The sequence below is a fragment of the Rhizobium sp. 01T444 genome (assembly GCF_056398305.1).
The window spans coordinates 14,855-37,159 of the sequence record NZ_JBFTPD010000003.1; the positions used below are offsets into that span (position 1 = coordinate 14,855).

The 22,305-nt window shown below is 60.0% G+C and carries 21 protein-coding genes; 6 read left to right on the forward strand and 15 right to left on the reverse strand.

Going from position 1 to position 22,305, the window contains the following annotated elements; translation table 11 throughout:
• Positions 1–57: 57 nt before the first annotated feature.
• Positions 58–858, reverse strand: a complete 801-nt coding sequence (locus AC1DTN_RS05640) for an inositol monophosphatase family protein (RefSeq protein WP_113320882.1) — start codon at positions 856–858, stop codon at positions 58–60.
• Positions 859–1,070: 212 nt separating this feature from the next.
• On the opposite strand from AC1DTN_RS05640, the gene AC1DTN_RS05645 reads away from it, so the two are divergent.
• Complete coding sequence (locus AC1DTN_RS05645) at positions 1,071–1,649, forward strand: TetR/AcrR family transcriptional regulator (protein WP_113320883.1); 579 nt, start codon at positions 1,071–1,073, stop codon at positions 1,647–1,649.
• A 73-nt stretch (positions 1,650–1,722) separates the two neighbouring features.
• Entirely contained in the window at positions 1,723–2,463 is a 741-nt protein-coding gene (locus tag AC1DTN_RS05650) for a 3-oxoacyl-ACP reductase family protein (RefSeq protein WP_113320884.1), read from the forward strand.
• 59 nt (positions 2,464–2,522) lie between these two features.
• Here the strand turns inward: AC1DTN_RS05650 and AC1DTN_RS05655 are convergent, their stop codons facing one another.
• The 11 genes from AC1DTN_RS05655 to AC1DTN_RS05705 form a co-directional block, all read right to left on the reverse strand.
• Positions 2,523–3,620, reverse strand: a complete 1,098-nt coding sequence (locus AC1DTN_RS05655; protein ID WP_310383529.1) for a protein-glutamate methylesterase/protein-glutamine glutaminase — start codon at positions 3,618–3,620, stop codon at positions 2,523–2,525.
• 9 nt (positions 3,621–3,629) lie between these two features.
• Positions 3,630–4,484 (reverse strand): CheR family methyltransferase, encoded by an 855-nt coding sequence (locus AC1DTN_RS05660; protein WP_113320886.1) that lies wholly within the window; start codon positions 4,482–4,484, stop codon positions 3,630–3,632.
• A 33-nt stretch (positions 4,485–4,517) separates the two neighbouring features.
• On the reverse strand, positions 4,518–4,994 hold the full coding sequence (locus AC1DTN_RS05665; RefSeq protein ID WP_113320887.1) for a chemotaxis protein CheW: 477 nt from the start codon (positions 4,992–4,994) through the stop codon (positions 4,518–4,520).
• 76 nt (positions 4,995–5,070) lie between these two features.
• A complete protein-coding gene (locus AC1DTN_RS05670) occupies positions 5,071–6,891 on the reverse strand; it encodes a methyl-accepting chemotaxis protein (protein WP_113320888.1) in 1,821 nt (606 codons plus the stop codon).
• 170 nt (positions 6,892–7,061) lie between these two features.
• Entirely contained in the window at positions 7,062–9,125 is a 2,064-nt protein-coding gene (locus tag AC1DTN_RS05675; protein ID WP_442206385.1) for a HAMP domain-containing methyl-accepting chemotaxis protein, read from the reverse strand.
• 200 nt (positions 9,126–9,325) lie between these two features.
• Positions 9,326–11,263, reverse strand: a complete 1,938-nt coding sequence (locus tag AC1DTN_RS05680) for a HAMP domain-containing methyl-accepting chemotaxis protein (RefSeq protein WP_442206386.1) — start codon at positions 11,261–11,263, stop codon at positions 9,326–9,328.
• A gap of 225 nt (positions 11,264–11,488) precedes the next feature.
• The gene (locus AC1DTN_RS05685; RefSeq protein WP_477920083.1) at positions 11,489–13,201 is read right to left on the reverse strand and encodes a methyl-accepting chemotaxis protein; all 1,713 of its coding nucleotides are present in this window, start codon (positions 13,199–13,201) and stop codon (positions 11,489–11,491) included.
• Positions 13,202–13,231: 30 nt separating this feature from the next.
• Complete coding sequence (locus AC1DTN_RS05690) at positions 13,232–13,741, reverse strand: chemotaxis protein CheW (RefSeq protein WP_113320892.1); 510 nt, start codon at positions 13,739–13,741, stop codon at positions 13,232–13,234.
• The gene (locus AC1DTN_RS05695; RefSeq protein WP_442206387.1) at positions 13,738–15,801 is read right to left on the reverse strand and encodes a chemotaxis protein CheA; all 2,064 of its coding nucleotides are present in this window, start codon (positions 15,799–15,801) and stop codon (positions 13,738–13,740) included. The genes AC1DTN_RS05690 and AC1DTN_RS05695 overlap by 4 nt, the downstream gene beginning before the upstream one ends.
• On the reverse strand, positions 15,798–16,166 hold the full coding sequence (locus AC1DTN_RS05700; RefSeq protein ID WP_112544064.1) for a response regulator: 369 nt from the start codon (positions 16,164–16,166) through the stop codon (positions 15,798–15,800). Before AC1DTN_RS05700 ends, AC1DTN_RS05695 begins: the two co-directional genes overlap by 4 nt.
• Positions 16,163–16,492 carry an STAS domain-containing protein gene (locus tag AC1DTN_RS05705; RefSeq protein WP_113320973.1) on the reverse strand — a complete coding sequence of 110 codons (330 nt, stop codon included), beginning with the start codon at positions 16,490–16,492 and terminating at the stop codon, positions 16,163–16,165. Before AC1DTN_RS05705 ends, AC1DTN_RS05700 begins: the two co-directional genes overlap by 4 nt.
• A 343-nt stretch (positions 16,493–16,835) precedes the next feature.
• On the opposite strand from AC1DTN_RS05705, the gene AC1DTN_RS05710 reads away from it, so the two are divergent.
• A complete protein-coding gene (locus AC1DTN_RS05710) occupies positions 16,836–18,581 on the forward strand; it encodes a chemotaxis protein (RefSeq protein ID WP_113320894.1) in 1,746 nt (581 codons plus the stop codon).
• Positions 18,582–18,593: 12 nt separating this feature from the next.
• On the opposite strand, the gene AC1DTN_RS05715 is transcribed toward AC1DTN_RS05710, so the two are convergent.
• Both AC1DTN_RS05715 and AC1DTN_RS05720 read right to left on the reverse strand, forming a co-directional pair.
• Positions 18,594–19,673 carry a tetratricopeptide repeat protein gene (locus tag AC1DTN_RS05715; protein WP_477920086.1) on the reverse strand — a complete coding sequence of 360 codons (1,080 nt, stop codon included), beginning with the start codon at positions 19,671–19,673 and terminating at the stop codon, positions 18,594–18,596.
• Positions 19,674–19,683: 10 nt separating this feature from the next.
• Positions 19,684–20,337 (reverse strand): thiamine phosphate synthase, encoded by a 654-nt coding sequence (locus AC1DTN_RS05720; protein ID WP_113320896.1) that lies wholly within the window; start codon positions 20,335–20,337, stop codon positions 19,684–19,686.
• 108 nt (positions 20,338–20,445) lie between these two features.
• On the opposite strand from AC1DTN_RS05720, the gene AC1DTN_RS05725 reads away from it, so the two are divergent.
• Together AC1DTN_RS05725 and AC1DTN_RS05730 are read left to right on the forward strand one after the other, a co-directional pair.
• Positions 20,446–21,210 carry a sulfite exporter TauE/SafE family protein gene (locus AC1DTN_RS05725; RefSeq protein WP_442206388.1) on the forward strand — a complete coding sequence of 255 codons (765 nt, stop codon included), beginning with the start codon at positions 20,446–20,448 and terminating at the stop codon, positions 21,208–21,210.
• Between the two features lie 65 nt (positions 21,211–21,275).
• Complete coding sequence (locus AC1DTN_RS05730) at positions 21,276–21,536, forward strand: ArsR/SmtB family transcription factor (protein ID WP_025669780.1); 261 nt, start codon at positions 21,276–21,278, stop codon at positions 21,534–21,536.
• A gap of 154 nt (positions 21,537–21,690) precedes the next feature.
• On the opposite strand, the gene AC1DTN_RS05735 is transcribed toward AC1DTN_RS05730, so the two are convergent.
• Positions 21,691–21,864 carry a YdcH family protein gene (locus tag AC1DTN_RS05735; RefSeq protein WP_007826474.1) on the reverse strand — a complete coding sequence of 58 codons (174 nt, stop codon included), beginning with the start codon at positions 21,862–21,864 and terminating at the stop codon, positions 21,691–21,693.
• 230 nt (positions 21,865–22,094) lie between these two features.
• On the opposite strand from AC1DTN_RS05735, the gene AC1DTN_RS05740 reads away from it, so the two are divergent.
• Positions 22,095–22,298: a YdcH family protein gene (locus tag AC1DTN_RS05740; RefSeq protein ID WP_007826473.1), complete on the forward strand. Its 204-nt coding sequence runs from the start codon at positions 22,095–22,097 to the stop codon at positions 22,296–22,298.
• The last annotated feature ends 7 nt before the right edge of the window (positions 22,299–22,305 follow it).

Genomic DNA, 22,305 nt, shown 5'->3' on the forward strand with positions numbered 1-22,305 from the left:
AATTGAAGTATGCGCAGGCGAAAAGCCGGACTTTACAACAGGCTGTTGCCCAGATCGTCACTTGGTCGGAACCGGCCGCTTGACGACTTCCGTGAGCGCTTTGTGGATGTGCTCGTTGCCGGCAATGATCGCACCGGTCTCCAGAATTGACGCCCCCCCGTCCCAGTCAGTGGCATAACCACCCGCTTCGCGGATGAGCAGAATGCCGGCCGCCATGTCCCAGGGCGACAGCGCCACTTCCCAGAAGCCGTCGAAACGACCGGCGGCCACATAGGCAAGATCAAGCGAGACTGCCCCCATGCGGCGGATGCCGGCAACTTCGCCCATGACATGGCGCAGCTCGATCAGGAACTTGCCGTGATTGCCGCGGCCGAGATGCGGCACGCCGCAGCCGATGACGCTGTCGGAAAGCACCCGGCGCGAGGCGACGCGCAGGCGGCGATCGTTGAGGAACGCGCCGCCGCCACGCTCGGCAGTGTAAAGCTCGTCCGTCGCCGGATTGAAGACCACGCCTGCGACGATCTCATTGTTGCGCTCGAGTGCAATGGAAACGGCAAAGGCCGGGATACCGTGCAGGAAGTTGGTCGTGCCATCGAGCGGATCGACGATCCAGCGGTGCGCACCATCGGTACCCTTGATCTCTTCGCTCTCTTCGCCAAGGAAGCCATAGGTCGGACGAGCCTTGAGAAGCTCTTCCTTGACGATCTTCTCGGCCTTGCGGTCGGCATTCGAAACGAAGTCGCCCGGTCCCTTCACGGATACCTGCAGGTTCTGCACTTCCCCGAAATCACGCCCCAGCGACTTGCCTGCCTTGATGGCAGCCTGAACCATGACATTGAGAAGAGCTGAACGGGCCATGTGGGCATTTTCCTTGGATAATACGGGACGCGCTGTCAGGGGCGGGATATGTCCCTGAACGCCGGAAGCGACAGCGCTGCATAGATTGGCGGCCTCAAGACCACAAAATCAGGGAAATTTCAAGGGGAATGCCGCATGGCAGGGTTGCAGCAGGAAAGGATAGTTCCTAAATTATTCTGGACAGATCAGTCTGGAAACCTTATTGAGGCGTCATGGCAAGGCATAAGGAATTCGATCGCGACACCGCACTCAAGGCTGCCATCACCGTGTTTACCGAACACGGCTACGAGGGCACGTCCACGGATGCGCTGCTCTCGGCCATGAAGATCAGCCGGCAAAGCATGTACGATACTTTCGGCGACAAGCGCAGCCTCTATCTGGCAGCGCTCGACCGCTACAATCTCGACAGCGTCTCTCAACTCGTGGCCGATCTGCACCGCGATACGACACCGTTGAAAGCTTTGGAAGAGACGCTCATCGCCTTTGCCTCCCGTCCGGAAACCGAAGCCGGCCGTGGCTGCCTTGGCGTCAGCGCCGTATGCGAGTTCGGCCGCACGGACAGTGCGGTCTCTGATCTGACAGACAAGGCATCCCGCCTGCTTTCATCCGCCGTGCAGACAATCCTTGAGGAAGGCAAGAAGCGGGGCGAGGTCGCGGATGATGTCAATACCACCGATGCCGTGCAGTTCCTCGGCTCGACCCTGTCAGGCATGAAGGTCAGCGCCCGCAACGGCGCCCCCCCCGAAGCACTTCGCGGGATAGCCCGCCTCGCCGTTCGAAGCCTCCGGTAAAAACTGGAAGTCCAAACCCGATTTCGCGTGTCCAATTCCAGACTAAACAGTCCAAAAAAGGAAGAAACCCACAATGTCCCAACCACTCTCCGGCAAGATCGCCCTCGTAACCGGTGGCTCGCGCGGTATCGGTGCCGCAATTGTCCGCCGCCTCAGCAGCGACGGCGCGGCCGTTGCGTTCACCTATTCCGCCTCTGGCGACAAGGCGAAGGCCATCGTTGCCGAAATAGAGGCGAAGGGTGCGAACGCGCTGGCCATCAAGGCAGACAGCGCTGATCCGAAGGCCGTTCAGGATGCGGTCGATGAGACCGTCTCGACGTTCGGTGGCATCGACATTCTCGTCAACAGCGCCGGAATTCTCATGTTGAATTCAGTAGAGAATTTCCCCCTCGAGGACTTCGACCGCATGTTTGCGGTCAATGTCCGCGCCGTCTTTGCCGGTACGCAAGCGGCCGCGCGCCACATGAAAGCAGGCGGGCGCATCATCACCATCGGCAGCATCGTCGCCGAGCGGAGCGGTTTCCCGACCTCCTCGGTCTATTCCATGACAAAGGGTGCAGTGGCCGCCATGACACGCGGCCTTGCCCGCGATCTCGGCCCGCGCAGCATCACGGTCAACACTATTCAGCCAGGCCCGACGGCAACGGACATGAACTCGAACGAAGCCAGCCATGAGATGCTGAAACAGTTGATGGCGCTCGGCCGCATCGGCGAGGACAAGGAAATCGCTAGCTTCACCGCCTATCTCGCCAGCCCCGAAGCCTCCTTCATCACCGGCGCCAGCCTTACGATCGACGGCGGTTATCTGGCCTGATGCAGACAATGGAACGGCGGCGCAGATACGCCGCCGTTCCACTGCTTAATGTCCGAAACTCAGGATTTCTGCTGTGTGATCAGCACTTCGCGGGCGATCTGGTCGAGCGGCAGAATACGGTCGACACCGCCCTTGGCGATCGCTTCCTTCGGCATGCCGAAAACAACCGAGGTCGCTTCATCCTGCGCGACGGTATAGGCACCGGCCTGATGCATTTCCAGCATGCCGCGCGCACCGTCGTCTCCCATTCCGGTCATGATGATGCCCATCGCGTTCGAGCCGGCCGAACGGGCAGCGGAACGGAAGAGCACATCGACGGACGGACGGTGGCGGGAAACCAGCGGCCCCGGCTTGACGGACACGTAATAACGCGCCCCCTGACGCTCCAGCAACATATGCTTGTCGCCGGGCGCAATCAGCACATGACCGCGCAACACCGGATCGCCGTCGGCCGCTTCCTTGACCTCGACTTCGCAAAGACCGTTGAGGCGCTTGGCAAAAGCCGCTGTGAATTTTTCCGGCATGTGCTGAACGATGACCATGCCTGGCGCGTTGGCCGGCAGCGCTTCCAGAAATTCGCGCAGGGCTTCCGTTCCGCCCGTCGAAGCGCCGACGCAGACGACCATTTCCGTCGTCTTCGCCATTGCCCGGCCGGTTGGCGGCGGCAACATCGCATCGGCCGTCAGCTTCTTGGCCGGCCCTTCCGCCGAAGCCGAACGGATGCTGCCTGCAGCGCGGCGCACATTGGTAAGCCGCGCATGCGAGGCGCTCTTGACCACTTCACGGATGCGCATGGCATCATCGGCCAGGCTATCCGCCGCACCGATCTTGGATTTCAGGATGACGTCGACGGCACCCGCCTCAAGCGCCTGAAGCAGAGTTTCCGAACCCGCCTCTGTCAGCGAGGAGCACATGACGACCGGGATCGGCCGCTGCGACATGAGCTTGCGCAGGAAGGTGATCCCATCCATGCGCGGCATCTCGACATCGAGCGTGATGACATCAGGGATCTCTTCCTGGATCTTGCGCGCCGCCATGAACGGGTCGGAAGCCACGGCCATGACTTCGATCTCCGGGTCTTCTTCCAGAACCCGAGCCAGCGTCTGCCTGACACTGGCGGAATCGTCGATGATGAGGACGCGGACTTTTTTGGCCATAGGATCCCCTCAGATGCGCTGGAACACCGTATTCGAAACCTGCTTCAAGGGAAGGTCGAAGCCGGTGATCGATTCCGAGTGACCGATAAACATGTAACCGCCCTTCGCGAGGCAATTGCAGAGACGGGTGAGCACTCCGGCCTGCGTCTGCTTGTCGAAGTAGATCAGCACGTTGCGGCAAAAGATCAGGTGCATCATGTCGCCAACAGGATATTTCTCATCCATCAGGTTCATGCGGGCGAAGCCGACACGGCTGCGCAGCTTCGGCGAGATGCGAACCTCGCGGCGGCCCTGCTGCTTGGCCACCATGACATATTTCTTCTGCAGATCACGCGGCACCGGAGCGACCAGATCTTCCGCATAAATGCCCTTGCGCGCTGTCTGTAGCACATCGGTGGAGAGATCCGTCGCCAGCACATTGTAGGAGACATCGCTGCGGTTCTCGACGAACTCGGCCAGCACCATAGCCATCGTATAGGGCTCTGCACCCGTCGAGCAGGCAGAACTCCATGTGCGGATCGTCCGCAGGCCGCTGTCGGCGAGCGTCGGTAGGGCGACCATCTGCATATATTCGAAATGTTTGGCTTCCCGGAAGAAGTCGGTCTTATTGGTCGTCACGACGTCGATCAGGTAGACAGTCTCCTGGTCGAGACCATCCTCGTTGAACAGGAAATCACAATAGTCGTCGAAGCTCGCATGGCGCGTGGCGCGCAAACGCCGGCGCAGCCGGCCCTCCAGCATCGTCAGCTTCGTCGGCGGCATCTTGATGCCGCTATAGTCATAGATGAACCGTGCCAGCTTGTCGAAATTACGCTTGCTGATCCTGTCACCCGGCAATTGGGTTTCTACCGCTGCCATACTCATAAAACGCGACGCTCCGAACAGGTCTTGAGGGCCTCAGGCGGCCGATTGCAGGACAGTTGCATCCTCGCGCGACAGAAGCCGGGCGAGGTCGACGATGACGACGAAGCCGTTCTCGCGGCGCACGACACCAGCAATATAATCCGACCGCCAGCGTACGCCGATATCGGGTGCAGACTCGATCTGATCGCGACGGAAGGGCGTCACTTCGAAAACGCGGTCGGCAACGAGGCCGAGCGTCAGAAGGCGATTTTCCATCGGAACGTCGAGAACCAGCACCCGCGTGTGCGGCGTCGGCACTGTCTTCGACATGCCGAGCTTCAGGCGCAGATCGATCGTCGGAACGCCCTGGCCGCGCACGTCGCGCAGGCCGAGCAGATAGTCGGGACCATTCGGAATCTTGAATGCTTCCGCATAGTCGAGGATTTCGCGCACCACCTCCACCGGAACGGCGAAGATCTCCTCGCCGAGGCTGAAGGTCACGAATTGGGCTTCCAGAGATGTTGTTGCCATGATCAACCGCTTTCCTTGGATTCGGGCGCCCCGATTATCGGAGACGCCTGTTAACATATTGAAAGGACCCGGATGCTCAGGCGCTTTCCTTGAACTCGGCATCCCCATCATCAGGGCCACCCATGGAGAGGTCGAGAGCAAAGCCCTTGGCGCGGGCCTGCTGGGCGGCGACCGAATTGGCGGCCGTGGTCTTCTTGCCGACCGGCTTGCGGCCTCCGGTCGGAGCGGGCGTGCGCACCGTGACCTTGGCAGCCGGAGCGCGGGACAGGCGGTTGCCGGCCATGTCCACCTTGAAGAAGGCGATGGAGGCCTGCAGTTCCTCAGCCTGGGTCGCCAGCTCTTCGGAGGTCGCCGACATCTCTTCGGAAGCGCCGGCATTCTGCTGGGTCACCTTGTCGAGCTGCTGGATCGCTTCGTTGATCTGGGCTGCACCAATATCCTGCTCGCGGCACGCCGAGCTGATCTCGGAGACCAGTTCGGCAGTCTTGCGGATGTCAGGAACCAGGCGACCAAGCATGTCGCCGGCTTCCTGCGCTGCCTTGACTGTATCGCCGGACATCGCACTGATCTCAGCGGCGGCCGACTGGCTGCGTTCTGCAAGCTTGCGCACTTCCGAGGCGACAACCGCAAAGCCCTTGCCGTGTTCACCGGCACGCGCAGCTTCGACGGCGGCATTCAGGGCGAGCAGGTCGGTCTGGCGGGCGATTTCCTGAACGATGCCGATCTTCTCGGCAATCGTGCGCATCGCAGCCACCGCACGGTTGACGGCATCGCCGGAATTCTCCGCATCCTTGGCGGACTGGCGGGCGATCTTTTCGGTCTGGGCGGCGTTGTCGGCATTCTGCTTGATGTTTGAGGCCATCTGCTCCATCGAAGCAGAAGCCTCTTCAGCCGAAGCCGCCTGTTCGGTTGCGCCCTGCGAGACCTGCTCGGAGCTGGCTGACAGTTCCTGGCTGCCGGACGAGACGTTTTCCGCAGCGGCGATTGCATCAGCGACGACACCACGCAGACGCTCCACCATCTGCTCCAGAGCGATACCCAACGTATCCTTTTCGGACAGAGGTTTCGGAGACACGGTAAGGTCGCCGTTCGAGATCTGGTTGGCGATCTGCGCCGTGTTACGCAGGTTGCCGGTCATCCTCGTCATGGAATTGACCAGGTCGCGGATTTCGTCATTGCTCTTATGCTCGATGTCCTGTTCGAGCTCGCCGATGCTGACGGCATCCGCGAGCTGGACTGCACGCTTGAGGCCACGGGAGATATTGAGCAGGATCCAGATGGCAGCAGCAGAGGATATGATGATCAGACCTATCGTCATCATCACCAGCATGTTGCGCGACTGGGCATACTGGTCGTTGGTAGCGGCGTCGGTTTCGGCGACATTGCCGGTCACGGTGTCGTTCAGCTTGGTGAGAATGCCGAGAAGCTGGGTCGTCACCGCCTGGCCTTCGCCCATCGAAATGACGCCGGCCTGGGTGTTGGATTCGGTGGTGTTCTGCTTGGCGAGGTCGGCAACACGATCCTGCAGCGCCGTCCACTTGCCGTAGAGATCGCCGAACTGAGCCATGCCATTCCTGATGTCAGGGTCTTCCGAAGCGGCAAGGCGAGCCTGCAGTGTCTTGATCTGCTCGCGCTGCTGCGAAATCTCATCGACATAGCCGGCGATCTTGGTCGCATCGGTATTGATGATCGCATCCTTTTCGGCGCGGATGGAACGCATCACGGCATCGGAGAGATCACCGGAATCGCGCAGATTGGCGACCGGACCGGCAACCATGACCGAGATGTCGCTATTCAGCGACGAGAGATTGTAGATCGAAAGACCGGCCATCGCGCAGGTCAGGAGAACGATGAAACCGAACACCAGGCCCAGTTTGAGTTTAATCGTGAAGCGCATTCCAAGACCCCTTTAGGACTGCAGCGGATATCCCGCGAAATGACACATTGTGCCGCCGTAAAAACGCTTCATGCGTTGCCGGCCGAGCCGGTGTGCCCCGGCGCTTCCATGCGCCGGCCGTAACGGGGCCGCTGTTGCCGCGGCCCCAATGCCTGTCCGCCGGGAAGCGCTTACGCGCTTTCCCGGAAATCATCGTCCGCCGTGTCCGGTCCACCCATGGACATGTCCAGGGCAAAACCCTTGGCGCGGGCTTGCTGAGCGGCAACGCCGTTGGCGGCAGCCGCCTTGACAGCCGGCTTGCGAGCTGCGGATGGAGCCGGGCTGCGTGTGGTCACCTTGGCAGCCGGTGCGCGGCCCTGGCGGGCACTCGTTGCGATTGCCTTGCCACCCGCCGTATCCACCTTGAAGAAGGCGATAGACGTCTGCAGTTCCTCGGCCTGGGCAGCGAGCTCTTCGGAGGTTGCAGACATCTGCTCGGAAGCACCCGCATTCTGCTGGGTTACCTTGTCGAGCTGCTGGATCGCCTCGTTGATCTGCGACGCACCGACATCCTGCTCGCGGCATGCAGAGCTGATCTCCGCCACGAGTTCCGCCGTCTTTCTGATGTCAGGCACTAGGCGGCCGAGCATGTCCCCGGCTTCCTGGGCGGCAGTGACGGTATCGCTCGACATGGCGCTGATTTCCGCTGCCGCCGACTGGCTGCGCTCTGCAAGCTTGCGCACTTCCGAAGCGACGACCGCAAAACCCTTCCCGTGTTCGCCGGCACGGGCCGCCTCCACCGCGGCGTTGAGGGCAAGAAGGTCGGTCTGGCGGGCAATTTCCTGAACGATGCCGATCTTCTGGGCGATCGTACGCATGGCTTCGACCGCGCGGGAAACAGCACTTCCGCTCATCTCCGCATCCTTGGCGGATTGCCGCGCGATCTTTTCCGTTTGGGCGGCATTGTCGGCGTTCTGCTTGATGTTGGCTGCCATCTCTTCCATCGAGGAGGAGGCTTCCTCGGCCGCCGAAGCCTGCTCGGTCGCGCCCTGCGATACCTGCTCCGAGCTCGCCGAAAGCTCCTGGCTGCCGGCCGAAACATTCTCGGCGGCTGCAATTGCGTCGGCGACGACATCGCGCAAACGCTCCACCATCTGTTCGAGCGCAGTGCCAAGTGTATCCTTGGCCGAAAGCGGCTTCGGAGACACCGTCAGGTCGCCGGCAGCAATCTGCGTAGCAATATCGGCAGTGATGCGAAGGTTGGCGACCATGCTTTGCATCGCAATGCCGAGCGTATCCTTCGCCGAAAGCGGCTTGACCTCTACCGAGAGGTCGCCTTCTGCGATCTGGTTGGCAACATCGGCGGTGGCGCGCAGGTTGTTCACCATGCCGAGCATGGCGATGCCGAGCGTATCCTTGTCGGAGAGCGGCTTCGGCGTGACGCTGAGGTCACCGTTCGAAATCTCGTTTGCGATGCCAGCGGTATTGCGCAGATTATCCGTCATGACGTTGATCGTGTTCACCAGATCCTTGATCTCGTCGTTGCTCTTGATCTCGACCTTCTGGTTCAGATCGCCGATGGCAACGGCGCTGGCGACGTTCATGATCTTGCGCAGGCCGCTGTTGATGCCGAGCGCGATCCAGAGCGCGGCAGCAAAAGCGATGACGGAAGCGCCGATGGCGATGCCGATCAGCAAATTTCTGGTGTTGCCGTAGAGGATTTCCGTATCGTCGTCGGCCTGGGTCATCGACTTCTGCTGAAGCGCGACGAGCGCCGTAAAGACGTCTTCCAGCTCCGTGACGATGGCGCGAACCTCTCCACCGGAATAGGCCGTGGCCGCTGCCCTGTCGCCACTTTCCTGGATCAAGGCAACTTTGTTGGAACCTTCCACGAAACGTTTGCTCAGCTCGACCAGCCTATCCCACGTCGGCTTGCCGTCAGCCGTTGCAAGCTGCTGGCCGCCTGTCGCGAATGTGAGCATTTCATCCATGCTCTTTGCCGAGTTTTGGAAGTGTTTCTTGGCTGCTTCAGGATCCATTTCCAAAAGGGCGTTCTTCTGCCACCGGATGGCATCGAGTTCGGCAGCTTTGGCTTCCAGCGCCAGCTCCAGTCTTTTTGAAGGACCTGCGATCAGGTTGCCGACGGCATCGTTCAGCGAGCTGAGGCTGATAATTCCAAAGACTGCACTACCCACTAGCAACAATATGACAAAGCCGAACGCGGCTGCGAGCTTGAGCTTGATCGTGATACGCATCGCAATACCCCTATTTGAAAGCGACGGAATAAGTGTGGACCGGTGGTTTCCTGGGCGCGGCGTCACGCAGCAAAAACATTCCGGAGGCGAAGACAGTTATCGAAGAAATTGCGATCTTGCGTCCGGCGTTCCTGGGCACCGAATGCTTGTGGTCAGGGGCCATAAGCCTGGTCCCTGACGGTATTGGAGCGAGAAAGCGCTCAGGCGCTTTCGCGGAAATCATCGTCGCCGGCGTCCGGGCCGCCCATCGACATATCCAGGGCAAAGCCCTTGGCGCGTGCCTGCTGGGCGGCAACCGTATTGGCGGCAGTGGTCTTCTTGCCGGCAGGCTTACGGATTGCTGCCGGAGCCGGGCTGCGGACCGTGACCTTGGCGGCCAGCACGCGGGACTGGCGGTTGCCGGCCATGTCCACCTTGAAGAAGGCGATCGACGTCTGCAGTTCCTCGGCCTGGGAGGCGAGCTCTTCCGAGGTTGCGGACATCTGCTCGGAGGCACCGGCATTCTGCTGCGTCACCTTGTCGAGCTGCTGGATCGCCTCGTTGATCTGGGCAGCCCCGATATCCTGCTCGCGGCACGCCGAGCTGATCTCGGAAACCAGCTCCGCCGTCTTGCGGATGTCCGGCACCAGGCGGCCGAGCATATCGCCCGCCTCCTGGGCGGCTTTCACCGTATCACCGGACATGGCGCTGATTTCAGCGGCGGCCGATTGGCTGCGTTCGGCAAGCTTGCGCACTTCCGAGGCGACGACCGCAAAACCCTTGCCGTGCTCACCGGCACGCGCCGCTTCGACGGCGGCATTCAGCGCGAGAAGGTCGGTCTGGCGGGCGATCTCCTGGACGATGCCGATCTTCTGCGCGATCGTGCGCATGGCGTCGACGGCGCGGGAGACGGCTTCGCCGCTGGCTTCCGCATCCTTGGCCGACTGGCGGGCGATCTTCTCGGTCTGGGCGGCATTGTCGGCGTTCTGCTTGATGTTTGAGGCCATCTCTTCCATCGAGGCCGAAGCCTCTTCGGCGGAGGCGGCCTGCTCCGTCGCACCTTGAGAAACCTGCTCGGAGCTTGCCGAGAGTTCCTGGCTGCCCGCAGAGACGTTCTCGGCAGCCGAAATCGCATCGGCAACGACGCCGCGCAGGCGCTCGACCATCTGCTCGAGCGCAGTGCCGAGCACATCCTTTTCCGAAAGCGGCTTCGGTGAAACGGTCAGGTCGCCGTTCGAGATCTGGTTGGCCACTTCGGCAGTTGTGCGCAGGTTGGTCACCATGCTCTGCATGGCGATGCCGAGAGCATCCTTGTCCGACAGCGGCTTTGCGTCGATCGAGAGGTCCCCCATGGCGATCTTGTCGGCAAGGGCCGCAGTGCTGCGCAAGTTGGCGGTCATGATGTTGACCGTGTCGATCAGATCCTTGATCTCATCATTGGTCTTGATCTCGACCTTCTGCTCGAGATCGCCTTTCGAGACGGCTTCCGCGATGAAGGCAACCTTCTTCAGGCCACGGTTGATACCGAAAGCGATCCAGACCGCGATGGCCGTCGAGAAAACGAACAGCACCACCGCCATGCCGATCAGGGCACTGCTGGAATTGTCGTATTGGACATTCGTCGCTACATCGGTGGCGTGAAGATCTTCAACGATATGATTGTTGAGTTCACCCAGGATCTTCAGGAGATTATCGGTGATCTTGGCACCTTCGCCCATGGAAATCTGAGCGGCATGCGCGTTGCTTTCAGCAGTGTTCTGGGTCGCCAGATCAAGGATCTGGTCCTGCATCCGTGTCCAGTTCGGATAGACCGAACGGAATTCTGCAAGCTTGCTGACGACTGCCGGATTGGTCTCCTTGTCGAGCTCGGCCAGCCGGTCGTCGATAGTCTTCCGTTCCTGCGCGACCGTGTCCCGATATCCGGTGATGGCAGCCGGATCCGTGTTCATAACGGCATTCTTCTCGGCGCGGATCGATGCGGCGACCGCATCAGAAAGCCCGCCCGAATTCAAAAGGTTCTTGGCAGGACCAGCAACGATATCGCTGATGGCGGCATTGAGTGAATAAAGATTGGAAATGGCAAGACCTGCCATCCCAAGCGCCAGTAATATTACGAGACCAAAAGCAATACCTAGCTTCATTTTAATGGTGAAACGCATCTCTATCCCCTGAAAGCGGAAAATACTGTCTCGCAAGGCGGCCCGTGAGCAGATCGCCAGTAAGTAAAACCAATGAAGAGCCAAAAAAGGGGGACAGCGAGTGATTCACTTCYCAGCAGTCGGACATCTAGTGATCACGACGCTAACGCATACACACGTTGCGGGATATTTCGGTCCAAGGCCGCCGAAGCGGCCGCGGAGAGTTTCGGTTGACTGCGAAGCCGCTTAAGCGCTTTCGCGGAAATCGTCGTCACCGGCGTCGGGGCCGCCCATCGACATATCCAGAGCAAAGCCCTTGGCACGTGCCTGCTGGGAAGCGACGGTGTGGCCGTGATTGTGGTTCTGCGTAGCCGGAGCTGGCTTGCGTGGGGCAGCGGCCGGAGCCTTGACCACCTTGGCAGCCGTCTTTGCAGCGATCTTCCGTACGCCAGCACGGGTCGCGCCTGCCGTATCGACCTTGAAGAAGGCGATTGAAGCCTGCAGTTCCTCGGCCTGAGCAGCAAGTTCCTCCGAAGTAGCCGACATTTCTTCCGAAGCACCGGCATTCTGCTGCGTCACCTTGTCGAGCTGCTGGATCGCTTCGTTGATCTGCGAAGCGCCGATATCCTGCTCGCGGCAGGCGGCGCTGATCTCGGAGACCAGTTCGGCAGTCTTGCGGATGTCAGGAACCAGGCGGCCGAGCATTTCGCCGGCATCGCGGGCGGCCTTGACCGTGTCGCTCGACATGGAGGAGATCTCCGCGGCTGCCGATTGGCTGCGTTCCGCGAGCTTGCGCACTTCCGAGGCGACGACCGCAAAGCCTTTTCCGTGTTCGCCAGCACGAGCGGCTTCTACGGCGGCGTTCAGGGCGAGCAGGTCGGTCTGGCGGGCAATCTCCTGAACGATGCCGATCTTCTCGGCAATCGTGCGCATTGCATCGACGGCGCGGTTGACGGCATCGCCGGAAGCTTCCGCGTCCTTGGCGGACTGGCGGGCGATCTTCTCGGTCTGAGCGGCGTTGTCGGCGTTCTGCTTGATGTTGGCAGCCATCTGCTCCATCGAAGCAGAGGCCTCTTCAGCGGAAGCCGCCTGTTCGGTCGCACCCTGCGAAACCTGCTCGGAGCTGGCCGACAGTTCCTGGCTGCCCGAAGAAACGTTGTCGGCGGCAGACAGGGCATCGGCGACGACACCGCGAAGGCGTTCGATCATGATATTGACGTTGCCGAGCAGTTCGCCGATTTCGTCATGCGTGGTGATTTCGGCCATCTTCGTCAGGTCGCCTTCGGCAACTTCGCGGACAACGGTGTTGGCACGGCTGAGACCCTTGCTGATGGTATTCGCAATCCAGAAGGCAGTGAGGACAGCAATCAGCAACGCTGTCGCGGCAACCGCGATCATCATCGTGCGCGTCGTGCCGTACTGCTGCTCGGCGTTGTCATCCGCATCCTGCATGCGCTTTTTTTCTAGCGCCAGAATTTCATCGAGTGTGGAGTCGATCGCGTTGGCTGCCTGGCGAGCCGTCGTGACCGAGACAGTGTTGGCACCATCCGTATTGCCGCCCTTGATGAAATCGCGGATCTGGTCGTCGGCGTCATTGAATGTCTTGGAGAGTTCGGCAACGCGTTCCCAACGCGCTTTGCCTTCCTMGGTCGCAAGCTTCGTCACGGCAGCGAATGCATCGGCGAAGTCCTTGCGGGCCTGGTTGCCCTTTTCGATTGCACCGGAAGCATCGTCGTCATTGCGTGCTGTCAGAAGGTTCTTCTGCTGGCGGATGGCTTCGAGCTGGGCGATATTGATCTGTTGCGCCAGGTCCAGGCGCGCGGCGGGGCCTGCAAGAAGATTGCCGATCGTATCGTTCAGCGAACCGAGGCTGAAGATACCGTAGGCAGCGGTGCCTATCAGCATAAAAATGATGAAGGTGAACGCGCTCACCAGTTTGGTCTTGATCGTCAATCGCATCGTCTTAACCCCTCAATGATTGGCCCCCGGCTAGTTGACGGCCCCCGCCGTCTCATGCCTCGATGAGAAAATCGCCTGCAAATTCGGAAGGATGATGAACTCGCCCCCCCTCTTGACCAGGCAGTTGATGTAATCTGCGCGCCAGCGCATACCCACGCTTGGCGGCGGTTCGCTGGCGCCTTTCGTCAAGGTCGTCACCTCGTTCACCTTGTCGGTACGCATTCCGACGAGAGTCTGCTCCCCCTGCAGATCGACCTCGATGACGATGATGCGGCTATCGATCGTCGCTTCCGAAGCTTCCATCCCAAAGGCGAGACGAAGATCGGCAAGCGGAATGACCTTGCCGCGGAAGTTGATGACGCTGGCGACGAAGGGCTGGCTGCCCGGCACCGCAGTCTCGGGAAGCAGATCCAGGATCTCCTGGACTATGACCGCTTCCAGCGCGAAGGTTTCGCCATTGAGATCGAAGGTCAGAACTTCGATTTCGTCGGCGTAATTCCAGTGCTTGTCGAATTTTTCGGCTGTTGCTGCTGTGCTCATCCTGCCACGCGCAATTGCGCCTCCTGTTGCTGACCCGCGGCAACGAGATGCCCGACGTCAAGAATGAGGGCGACGCTGCCGTCGCCGAGAATGGTGGCGCCAGAGAAGGTCGCCACGTCGTTGTGCAATTTCGACATCGACTTGATGACCGTCTGGTGGTCGCCGATAATCTGATCGACCACGAGGCCGACACGTTCGGTGCCCGTCGAGATGACGACCACCTTCTGATGCACGTCCGGCTTGGTGCCGGTGCGGAAGAGATCGCGAAGCCTCAGGAACGGCACCAGGCTGTCGCGCAGCGAGATGAAGCTGCGCCCACGCGAGCGGAGGTCTTCTTCCAGCGACAGTTCGAGGCATTCCTCGACCGCCGAGAGCGGGATGACGTAACGGCCGGAACCGACACGAACGAGCAGGCCATCGATGATGGCGAGCGTCAGCGGGATGCGGAGAGAGACTTCCGAGCCCTGCCCCGGCAGGCTGACGATCTCGATCGCGCCACGCAGCGCCTCGACTGTCTTCTTGACGACGTCCATGCCAACGCCCCGACCGGAGAGATTGGTGATCGTTGCAGCAGTGGAGAAGCCCGGCGCGAAAATGAGCTGCAGCAGTTCCTGATCGGAAAGCGGCTGGCCGGGCGCAATCAGGCCCGAAGATTCCGCCTTGGCGCGAACCCGCTCGCGGTTGATGCCGCGGCCGTCATCCTTGATCGAGATGATGACTTCGCCGCCGGACTGGTGGGCGGACAGCGTCACGGTACCGGCTTCCGTCTTGCCTGCGCCAAGGCGTTCGGCTGGCGGCTCGAGGCCATGGTCGATCGAATTGCGGACCAGATGGACAAGCGGATCGGCAAGACGCTCGATGACGGTCTTGTCGACTTCGGTCGTTTCGCCCTCGGTGACGAGTTCGATGACCTTGCCGGTTTCGCGGGCGAGATCGTGTACGAGGCGACGGAAGCGCGAGAAGAGCGTTCCGACCGGCACCATGCGCAGCACCATCATCGTGTCGCGCAGCTCACCGGAGAGACGTTCGATTTCTTCCGAAACCGAGCGTAGGGCAATATCCGAACTGGAGCTTGCCAGCTGGCTGAGGCGCGACTGGGCAATGACGAGTTCGCCGACACGGTCCATCAGCTCGTCGAGCCGCTCTGCCGGAACGCGGACGTTTTCCTGTGCCTTTGCCTGGGCTGCCGCCTGAACAGGCGCTGGCGTTTCACGCTTCACCGGAACCGCCTCGACCGGGCGGAATTCTGGAGCAGAGGCGGGCACCGGTGCGACAGGTGCTGCGGCAACCGGAACGTCCGGAGCAGGAGCGACGTCCGTCTTTGTCTCGGCCGGTGCGGCTTGCGGGCCGGAGATTTCCTGAACGTCGAGCTCCATGTCATCCATGACGAAGATGAACACGTCGTCGATGGCCGAACGGTCCTGTTCGCTTGTCAGAATGACGTCCCAGGAAACGTAAAGCTCAGTCGGGACCAGATTATCGAGCGGCGGAATGCCTGATGTGTTTGCACGGACTGTGCATTCGCCGAGATCGCGCAGTTCATCCAGAAGGCCGAGCGGGTTGGTGCCGTTGGCCATGGAATTTGCCGGCAGGCTGAAACGGATGCGCCAGGTCGTTTTCTTCTTGGTGGGAGCGGCGACGGCAGGGGCTGCAGCGGCAAGCGCGACAGCCTCCTTGACTTCGGCCTTGCCGCCGACGGCGGCCTGGAGCTGGGCAAGCAGCTTGTGGCCGGTATCGCCGTGATCGGCATCGGGCTGTTCGACGAGGGCGCGCATATGATCCTGCGCGGCAAGAACGGCGGCGACGAGCTCGGCGGTTGCCGGAACCTCACCCTTGCGGACACGGTCGAAGGCCGTTTCGCAATGATGGGTGAAAGCGGCAAGCGCCTCGAAGCCGAACATCGCACCCGAGCCCTTCAACGTATGAAGGCCGCGGAACACGGCGTCGACGAGGTCCTTGTTTTCGAGGTCGTGGTTGAGGTCGAGAAGGCCGGCTTCGATCGCCTCGAGGCATTCGGCCGCTTCGGTACGGAATACTGCGACTGGATCAAGCGAGCTCATCTGCCAAGAACCTTCTTCACGATCTTAACGAGATTTTCCGGATCGAACGGCTTGGTGAGCCAGCCAGTGGCACCGGCGGCCTTGGCGCGGGCCTTGAGGTCCGCATCGGATTCCGTCGTCAGGAAGATGATCGGCACGCCGGCCTGAGCGGGCAGCTTCCGCAATTCTTCGATCATCGTCAGCCCGTCCATGACAGGCATATTGAGGTCGGTGACGATCAGGTCGAAATTGCCGCTCTTGGCTGTTGCCAGACCCTCGGCGCCATTGACGGCTTCGGTGACCGTGTAGCCGGCATTGGTCAGCGTGACCTTGGTAGTCAGGCGGATGCTGGCGGAATCGTCGACGGTCAGGATGTTTGCGCTCATAACGTCACCTCTTTATGCAACCAGAACTTCTTGTCTTCTTCATCGAAGGCCTCGGTAAATCCGGCCCGCTCAAGGACCTTGAGAAGCGGACCGCTGGCCGGAGCCGAAAGGGTAAAAGTCTTGCCTTCGGCCTTTGCCTGACGGCGGGCGGCTTCGATGAGCTGAAGAAAACTCAGATCCGCTTGCGTGTTTTCGGGAAGACTTAGAGTAATATTATTATTGCCGCGAAATCGATCAATAATATTCGAATATACTTCCGAAGCATTACGAATGCTCAGAACTTCCGGAAGGGATATAGATTCACAATATTGTGCCTGAGTATCCAATGCAGCCTCCATGGTCGGAGAAATACTTAACGACCATAAAAGGACTCTCATGACAGGCTTAACAGTGCGTAAACGGCGGTTGTAGGAAAGTGCAATTACCGCGAGTCTGGACTCCCTGAATTATCATCCAGGATAACTTATACTGAAGCTTTCTCATATGGTAAAATACCATGAAAAAACAGATAGATAAGCTGGACCCGCCGCAGAACCTATCAATTCTTGCCGAATGCCTTCATAGGTTGTTAATCACAACGTTTACGAGTCTGTGGCGTTTACCTGCCGTTTCCATCCTGCCCGTAAAAATAGAGTCAAATTGCCTGTGTTTATAAGTAAAGGTACAAAAGTGGCAAACGCGACGGCATCAGCACAGACTGCGCACTACGCATCAGGTTCGGATATCAGCCGCACCCTGGAATCGGCCCGCGCCCAGGTCGAGGAACGCTTCCTCGAAGGTGGCACCGTCCTGCTGTCCGTGATGGATGTCCTCAATCGTCTGTTGACGTCACTGGATCAGATCACCAAGGCGCTGGACAACAATGAGGCGAGTGACACCAGCGCCGATCTCAATGCGACCGTCCAGAATCTGATCGAACTTCCTGGCGCTGAGGAAAACCGCCAGCAGGCTCTGGCGGCACTTGCCCAGACCGGCTCGGAACTGCACCGGCATGTCGCGGATATGCAGGAAACGATGCGCTATTTGCGCACCTTCGCGGTCACGGTAAAGATAACGGGTGCAGGCCTCGCCGAATTCGCGGGCTTCGCCCAGGAAATCCTCGAGCGCATCTATTCGGGGACGGACGAAGTCAATCGCTTCGCCACCCATCTCGACAGCCTGCAGAAGGAGGTTAAGCTCGCCCTCTCCTTTGGCAACAGTCTCTCCAAAAGCTATGCCGACACGGTTCCTGCCGTCGCCAGGGCGCTTAAGGACGACGCAAAGAAGATTGCCGATCACCGCCAGAACCTCGGCGCCATCGCCCGAGACGTAGGCGCCATCGCTCGCGGCGTACAGGGCAAGGTCGCATCTACGCTTTCGGCGCTGCAGATCGGTGATATCACCCGTCAGCGCATCGAGCATGTGCAGAACACCTTTTCGCTGCTGGAGGATTTCTTCGCGAGCGAAGACGGCGCCAAGCTTGATGGCGATGCGCACAAGCGGCTGCAGAACGTCATTCACCACCTGACGGCCGCGCAGATGGCAGACATGTGCACCGACTTCCAACGGGATTCCCGCAATGTCGTAAAGACCATCGCGAGCTTCAGCCAGGATACGCAACAAATTCTGAGGTTGCGCGACCAGATGAGCGGTCAGAGCGACGGCAGCGGCGGCAATTTCATGCGTGCGCTGGAATCAAGCGTCTCTGCTGCCCACGAGATCGTCAAGCAGGTCGATACGGCAAGCCGTCAAGCCGACCAGGTCAGTCAGTCGACGCTCGGCACGGCCGCAACGCTTCTGCAGTCCATCGAGGCGATCCGCGCGGTCAAGACTGATATCCACTATATGGCGCTGAATACCAACCTGCGCTGCAGCCGTCTCGGTGAAGAAGGCAAGTCGATCAACGTCGTTACCGCCGAGTTGCGCATCTTTGCCGGCAAGCTCGATGATTCAGCCGATGCCATCGTCAATGGCCTGCCGGCGCTCGAGGCTTCGGCCGGACGTGTCGCCCCTGCTGCCGGCACCAAGAATGGAGGCCTTGCCGAAAGCCTCACCTCGGCCGTCGGCACGATCCGCGCTGCTGCCAACCTCATGGAAGACGAGCTCAAGGTACTTGCCGAACATGGCCGCGAGGTCGCGACCAAGATCAACCTGCTGATCGGCAAGCTCGATTTCCAGCATGATCTCGGCGACGTGCTCGCCCGCTGCGCCGACGTGCTGGAAACCGTGGCCGGCGACCAGATCGCCGATATTTCCGACATTGCCGAAGCAATCGCCCCGCTCGACCGCAGGATCTTCAAGCTCTACACCATGGTACAGGAACGAAATGTCCATCGCGACATCATTCCCGCCACCGAGGAAACAACCGCAGCGGCTCCTGCTGAGCCCGCCAAGGCCCAGAGCGACGAGGATCTGTTCGAGGACGCCCTTTTCTAGAAAGACCGCGGGTTAGTTGATGCGGCGGAACTTGTTCGCCGCTTCAATCGCCGCCTTCTGCTGGTCGTCCTCGATGCCGAGATAGAAATCCTCGAGCGACGGGTCGCTCAACCCTGCCCGCCGCGACAGGACATACCATTTGGCAGCCTCGACCGGATCTGGCGCCGTACCGATCGCATTGATGTAGAGATGCGCGAGCTTGTTTTGTGCAGCGACATTGCCCCTATTGGCGGCAATCTTCAGCCATTCGAAGCCGCGCACGTAATCCTTCGGCCCGCCGACGCCGTTGACCAGCCAGATACCCATGTCGAGTTGGGYCGTATCGAAGCCCGCTCGCGCCGCGCGCGCCATCCACTCGCGGGCCAGCTGCTTCTTGTCTTCGGGCAGGTCTGGTACCTGCTGATAGATCTGCGCTACCGCATATTGCGCGTCTGCGATGCCCTGCTCCCCCGCCTTTTCATAATAAGGCAGGGCAAGTTTCAATCCCTTGTCGCCGGGATTGTCGGCAACGAGCGTCTGCGCCCAATTGAATTCTGCGGATGAATTTCCGGCATCGGCCGCCTTGCGCATATATTCGTCGGCCTTCGCCTTGTCGCGCGTGACGTTATTGCCCTCCATGAGGAGCAACGCATATTTGAACATGGCAGTCGGATCGCCGCCCTCCGCCGCCTTGCCGTACCAGAAGGCGGCGTTCTTCATGTCCCGCTTAACGCCGAGGCCCTGCGACAGGATTTCGGCGATCAGGGTCTGGGCCGCTGGATCGCCGAGTTGCGCCCGTGGCAGCGCCTTGTCCATAGCGGTCAGATAATAGCCACGCTGATAGGCGCCGAACGCCTCGTCGATTTGACCCTTATATTCCTTTTCAGGTGGCAGGTCGGGCAGCTTCGCGCCCATGCGATCGAAAACCCCGACACCATCAGACGGCACAATACCCTGCGGCTGCGCTCGGTCGGTACGGAATGTCTGGCTGGGTGTCGCCGAGGGCTCGGTAGTCGCCTCATTTGCCTGCGCCGGCGCAAATTCCGGCCGGACCGCCAGCAAGACGGTCATACAAAGGAGAGCGCATCTCGAAAAGCGGGCGGGGATCGGCATAGGCGCGATATCAATCCTCAAACCGTGGCGCTTTTTCGTCAAGCAAGGCATTGATCTGAGCCACGATCGAGGGCGCCTGAGCCGGCTCGGCAAACACGCCCATGCGCATCGCCACAAACTCGGCCCCAGTCTCCGCAACGGCAAGCGCGGAAGCCGGATCAGTGCCGCCCATGACGATGCACGGGATTTCGATCATCGACGCCCACCACTCGGCAAGCGCCAGGTTCTTCGGATGCGCCTCCGGCTTGATGTCGCCGTCGAGCTTGCCGAAGAAGATATAGTCGGGCCGTTCCTCGCCGACTGCGAGCGCTGTATGCCGGTCGGCGGCATTGCCGCCGCCGACGATCAGCTTGTCCGCATAACGATCGATCGCGTCGGCAATCTCGCTTGCCGGTCCGGCAATGTGCAGGCCATCGGCCTTCGAACGGCCGACAACGCGGCTGTCGCCTGCGATCAGCGCCGCGGCACCAGCATCCTGAATGACGGGCACGAGCTTTTCAGCGTGTCTCTGGAAGCTGCCGTCATCGAGACCGTATTGCGGCAGGATAACGGACGCAACATCGCCGCCCTTCAACGCATCGGCAACGATCTTCGCCCTTTCATCGGCATCGGCGATATCAGGCACAACGAGAACAAGGCGGCAGCGGTTTTCCGGTTCGGTCATGAAGTCTTTCCATCTGCGGCGGTTTTTCCTGCTCTATGGCGGATCCGCACTCGTTTTGAGTGAGTAATTCCGATAGAGGGGGCTTGCAAGGGGAGGAACTTCAAAAGCATGCCGCAAGATCTGTCATTCTACTACGCCGCAATCCCGGCTGTCATTCTTGTCGGGCTTGCCAAAGGCGGGATGGGCGACGCTTTGTCGCTGATCGGCCTTCCCTTTCTCGCCCTCGTCGTAGCACCCGTCGAAGCCGCCGCGATCCTGCTCCCCATCCTCGTCTTCATGGACATGATATCGCTGGTCATCTGGCGCCAGCACGGCGACTGGACGACGCTGAAGATCATGCTGCCGGGCGCCCTTCTCGGCATTGCTTTCGGCTGGGCCACCTCTGCTCTCGTGCCGGGCAGCATGCTGCGCATTCTCATCGGCGCCGTCACCGTTGCCTTCTGTCTGCGTTATTTCTGGAACAATTTCGGCCCCGGCAAAGGTATAGTCATCCCGCCACGACCTCAGCGCCCGGTGCTGGCAAGCCTTTGGGGCACGTTTTCCGGTTACGGCAGCTTCGTTGCCCATGCCGGCGGCGCGCCTTTCCAGATCTACGCCCTGCCGCTCAAGCTGCCGCCACGCGAATTCACCGGCACCAGCGTGCGCTTCTTCGCCATTCTGAACGCTGTAAAGCTCGTTCCGTATTTTGCGCTCGGCCAGCTCGACACCCGCAACCTTCTGGCCTCTGCCACGCTCTTGCCCTTCGCCCCGCTGGCAACGATTGCCGGTGCATGGTGTGTGCGGCGCATGAAGCCGCAGATATTCTACCCCTTCATGTATGTCATGGCGCTGATCGCTGCTTTCCTGATCCTGCGCGAAGGCTTGCTCGAATAGGGTTGTGTTCCGTTGCGATGCACAATTTCCTTGCTGCAAGAGCCTGTTTGACGTAGCTTTTTGTGATGTCGAACACGGACCCCTTCGCTGCGATTGCCGATCCGAACCGGCGGTTCTTGCTGGAGGAATTGCGGCGCGCGCCGAAGACGGTCAATGAGCTTGCCGAGGGCCTACCGATCAGTCGTCCTGCCGTGTCGCAACACCTGAAAGCGCTGCTCGAAAGCAACCTCGTTTCCGTGACCTCGGAAGGAACGAAGCGCATTTACACGGTCAATAACCGTGGCTTCGACAAGCTCAATCTCTGGCTGGATCAGTTCTGGGCCTAGGGCGCCCCTCATCGTAAAAACGCCAGCCCGATGCCGCATGCAAGGGACTGGCGCTTGATTTCGGTTATTCACCGGGTCTTGCTTGATGGTCTAGAAAATTGGGGAATTTACCTTTTCTTTCACAAGACAGATGTCCGGCGATAGCCTGGAAAGATCAATGGACGGATGACTTGAGACGCTCGATCTCGTCCTTGATGCGCAGCTTACGGCGCTTGCATTCGGCAAGTTCAGTATCGGAAATAGAGGGAGATGTTCTCAGGGCATGCAACTCCTCCTCGAGAGCGACATGCTTTTTCTGGAGCGATTCAAGATGAGCTTGAACAGTCATTTGACCCTTCCTTCCTCTTACCCTTCCCCAGCCATCCATTGCTGGAGATCCAAGGTGTCAACCAGCGGACTGTGACACATTTTTAAAGGCTTGTCGAAGGCCAAAAGATGGAGACTAAGCGGCAAATTCATGATCAACACTAACTTCCCGTTACCTCTATTTGGTGATAGGAGCTTGCGGAAATTATCGGCAGACCGGACAAGGTCCGAAGACGACTATGGGGAATATAAATGGCCGATCAGGAACAGGCGGAAATCAGGCTCATGGTGGCGCGTCTGCGCCAGGAGCACGAGGATTACGACGCCGCGATCAACGCCATGATTGAGACGGGCTGCGATGCCCTGCGCATCCAGCGCATGAAGAAGAAGAAGCTGGTCATCAAGGACAAGCTCTCCAAATTAGAAGACCAGATCATCCCTGATATCATCGCCTGAAGGAACG

Excerpts from the sequence above, each read along its gene's own strand:
- AC1DTN_RS05665 (WP_113320887.1), bottom strand. The coding sequence starts at position 4,994 with ATGGCAACAACATCTCTGGAAGCCCAATTCGTGACCTTCAGCCTCGGC.
- AC1DTN_RS05640 (WP_113320882.1), bottom strand. The coding sequence starts at position 858 with ATGGCCCGTTCAGCTCTTCTCAATGTCATGGTTCAGGCTGCCATCAAG.
- AC1DTN_RS05720 (WP_113320896.1), bottom strand. The coding sequence starts at position 20,337 with ATGACCGAACCGGAAAACCGCTGCCGCCTTGTTCTCGTTGTGCCTGAT.
- AC1DTN_RS05700 (WP_112544064.1), bottom strand. The coding sequence starts at position 16,166 with ATGAGCGCAAACATCCTGACCGTCGACGATTCCGCCAGCATCCGCCTG.
- AC1DTN_RS05690 (WP_113320892.1), bottom strand. The coding sequence starts at position 13,741 with ATGAGCACAGCAGCAACAGCCGAAAAATTCGACAAGCACTGGAATTAC.
- AC1DTN_RS05670 (WP_113320888.1), bottom strand. The coding sequence starts at position 6,891 with ATGCGCTTCACGATTAAACTCAAACTGGGCCTGGTGTTCGGTTTCATC.
- AC1DTN_RS05650 (WP_113320884.1), top strand. The coding sequence starts at position 1,723 with ATGTCCCAACCACTCTCCGGCAAGATCGCCCTCGTAACCGGTGGCTCG.
- AC1DTN_RS05680 (WP_442206386.1), bottom strand. The coding sequence starts at position 11,263 with ATGCGTTTCACCATTAAAATGAAGCTAGGTATTGCTTTTGGTCTCGTA.
- AC1DTN_RS05730 (WP_025669780.1), top strand. The coding sequence starts at position 21,276 with ATGTCGAACACGGACCCCTTCGCTGCGATTGCCGATCCGAACCGGCGG.
- AC1DTN_RS05735 (WP_007826474.1), bottom strand. The coding sequence starts at position 21,864 with ATGACTGTTCAAGCTCATCTTGAATCGCTCCAGAAAAAGCATGTCGCT.
- AC1DTN_RS05740 (WP_007826473.1), top strand. The coding sequence starts at position 22,095 with ATGGCCGATCAGGAACAGGCGGAAATCAGGCTCATGGTGGCGCGTCTG.
- AC1DTN_RS05645 (WP_113320883.1), top strand. The coding sequence starts at position 1,071 with ATGGCAAGGCATAAGGAATTCGATCGCGACACCGCACTCAAGGCTGCC.
- AC1DTN_RS05675 (WP_442206385.1), bottom strand. The coding sequence starts at position 9,125 with ATGCGTATCACGATCAAGCTCAAGCTCGCAGCCGCGTTCGGCTTTGTC.
- AC1DTN_RS05660 (WP_113320886.1), bottom strand. The coding sequence starts at position 4,484 with ATGAGTATGGCAGCGGTAGAAACCCAATTGCCGGGTGACAGGATCAGC.
- AC1DTN_RS05725 (WP_442206388.1), top strand. The coding sequence starts at position 20,446 with ATGCCGCAAGATCTGTCATTCTACTACGCCGCAATCCCGGCTGTCATT.
- AC1DTN_RS05695 (WP_442206387.1), bottom strand. The coding sequence starts at position 15,801 with ATGAGCTCGCTTGATCCAGTCGCAGTATTCCGTACCGAAGCGGCCGAA.
- AC1DTN_RS05655 (WP_310383529.1), bottom strand. The coding sequence starts at position 3,620 with ATGGCCAAAAAAGTCCGCGTCCTCATCATCGACGATTCCGCCAGTGTC.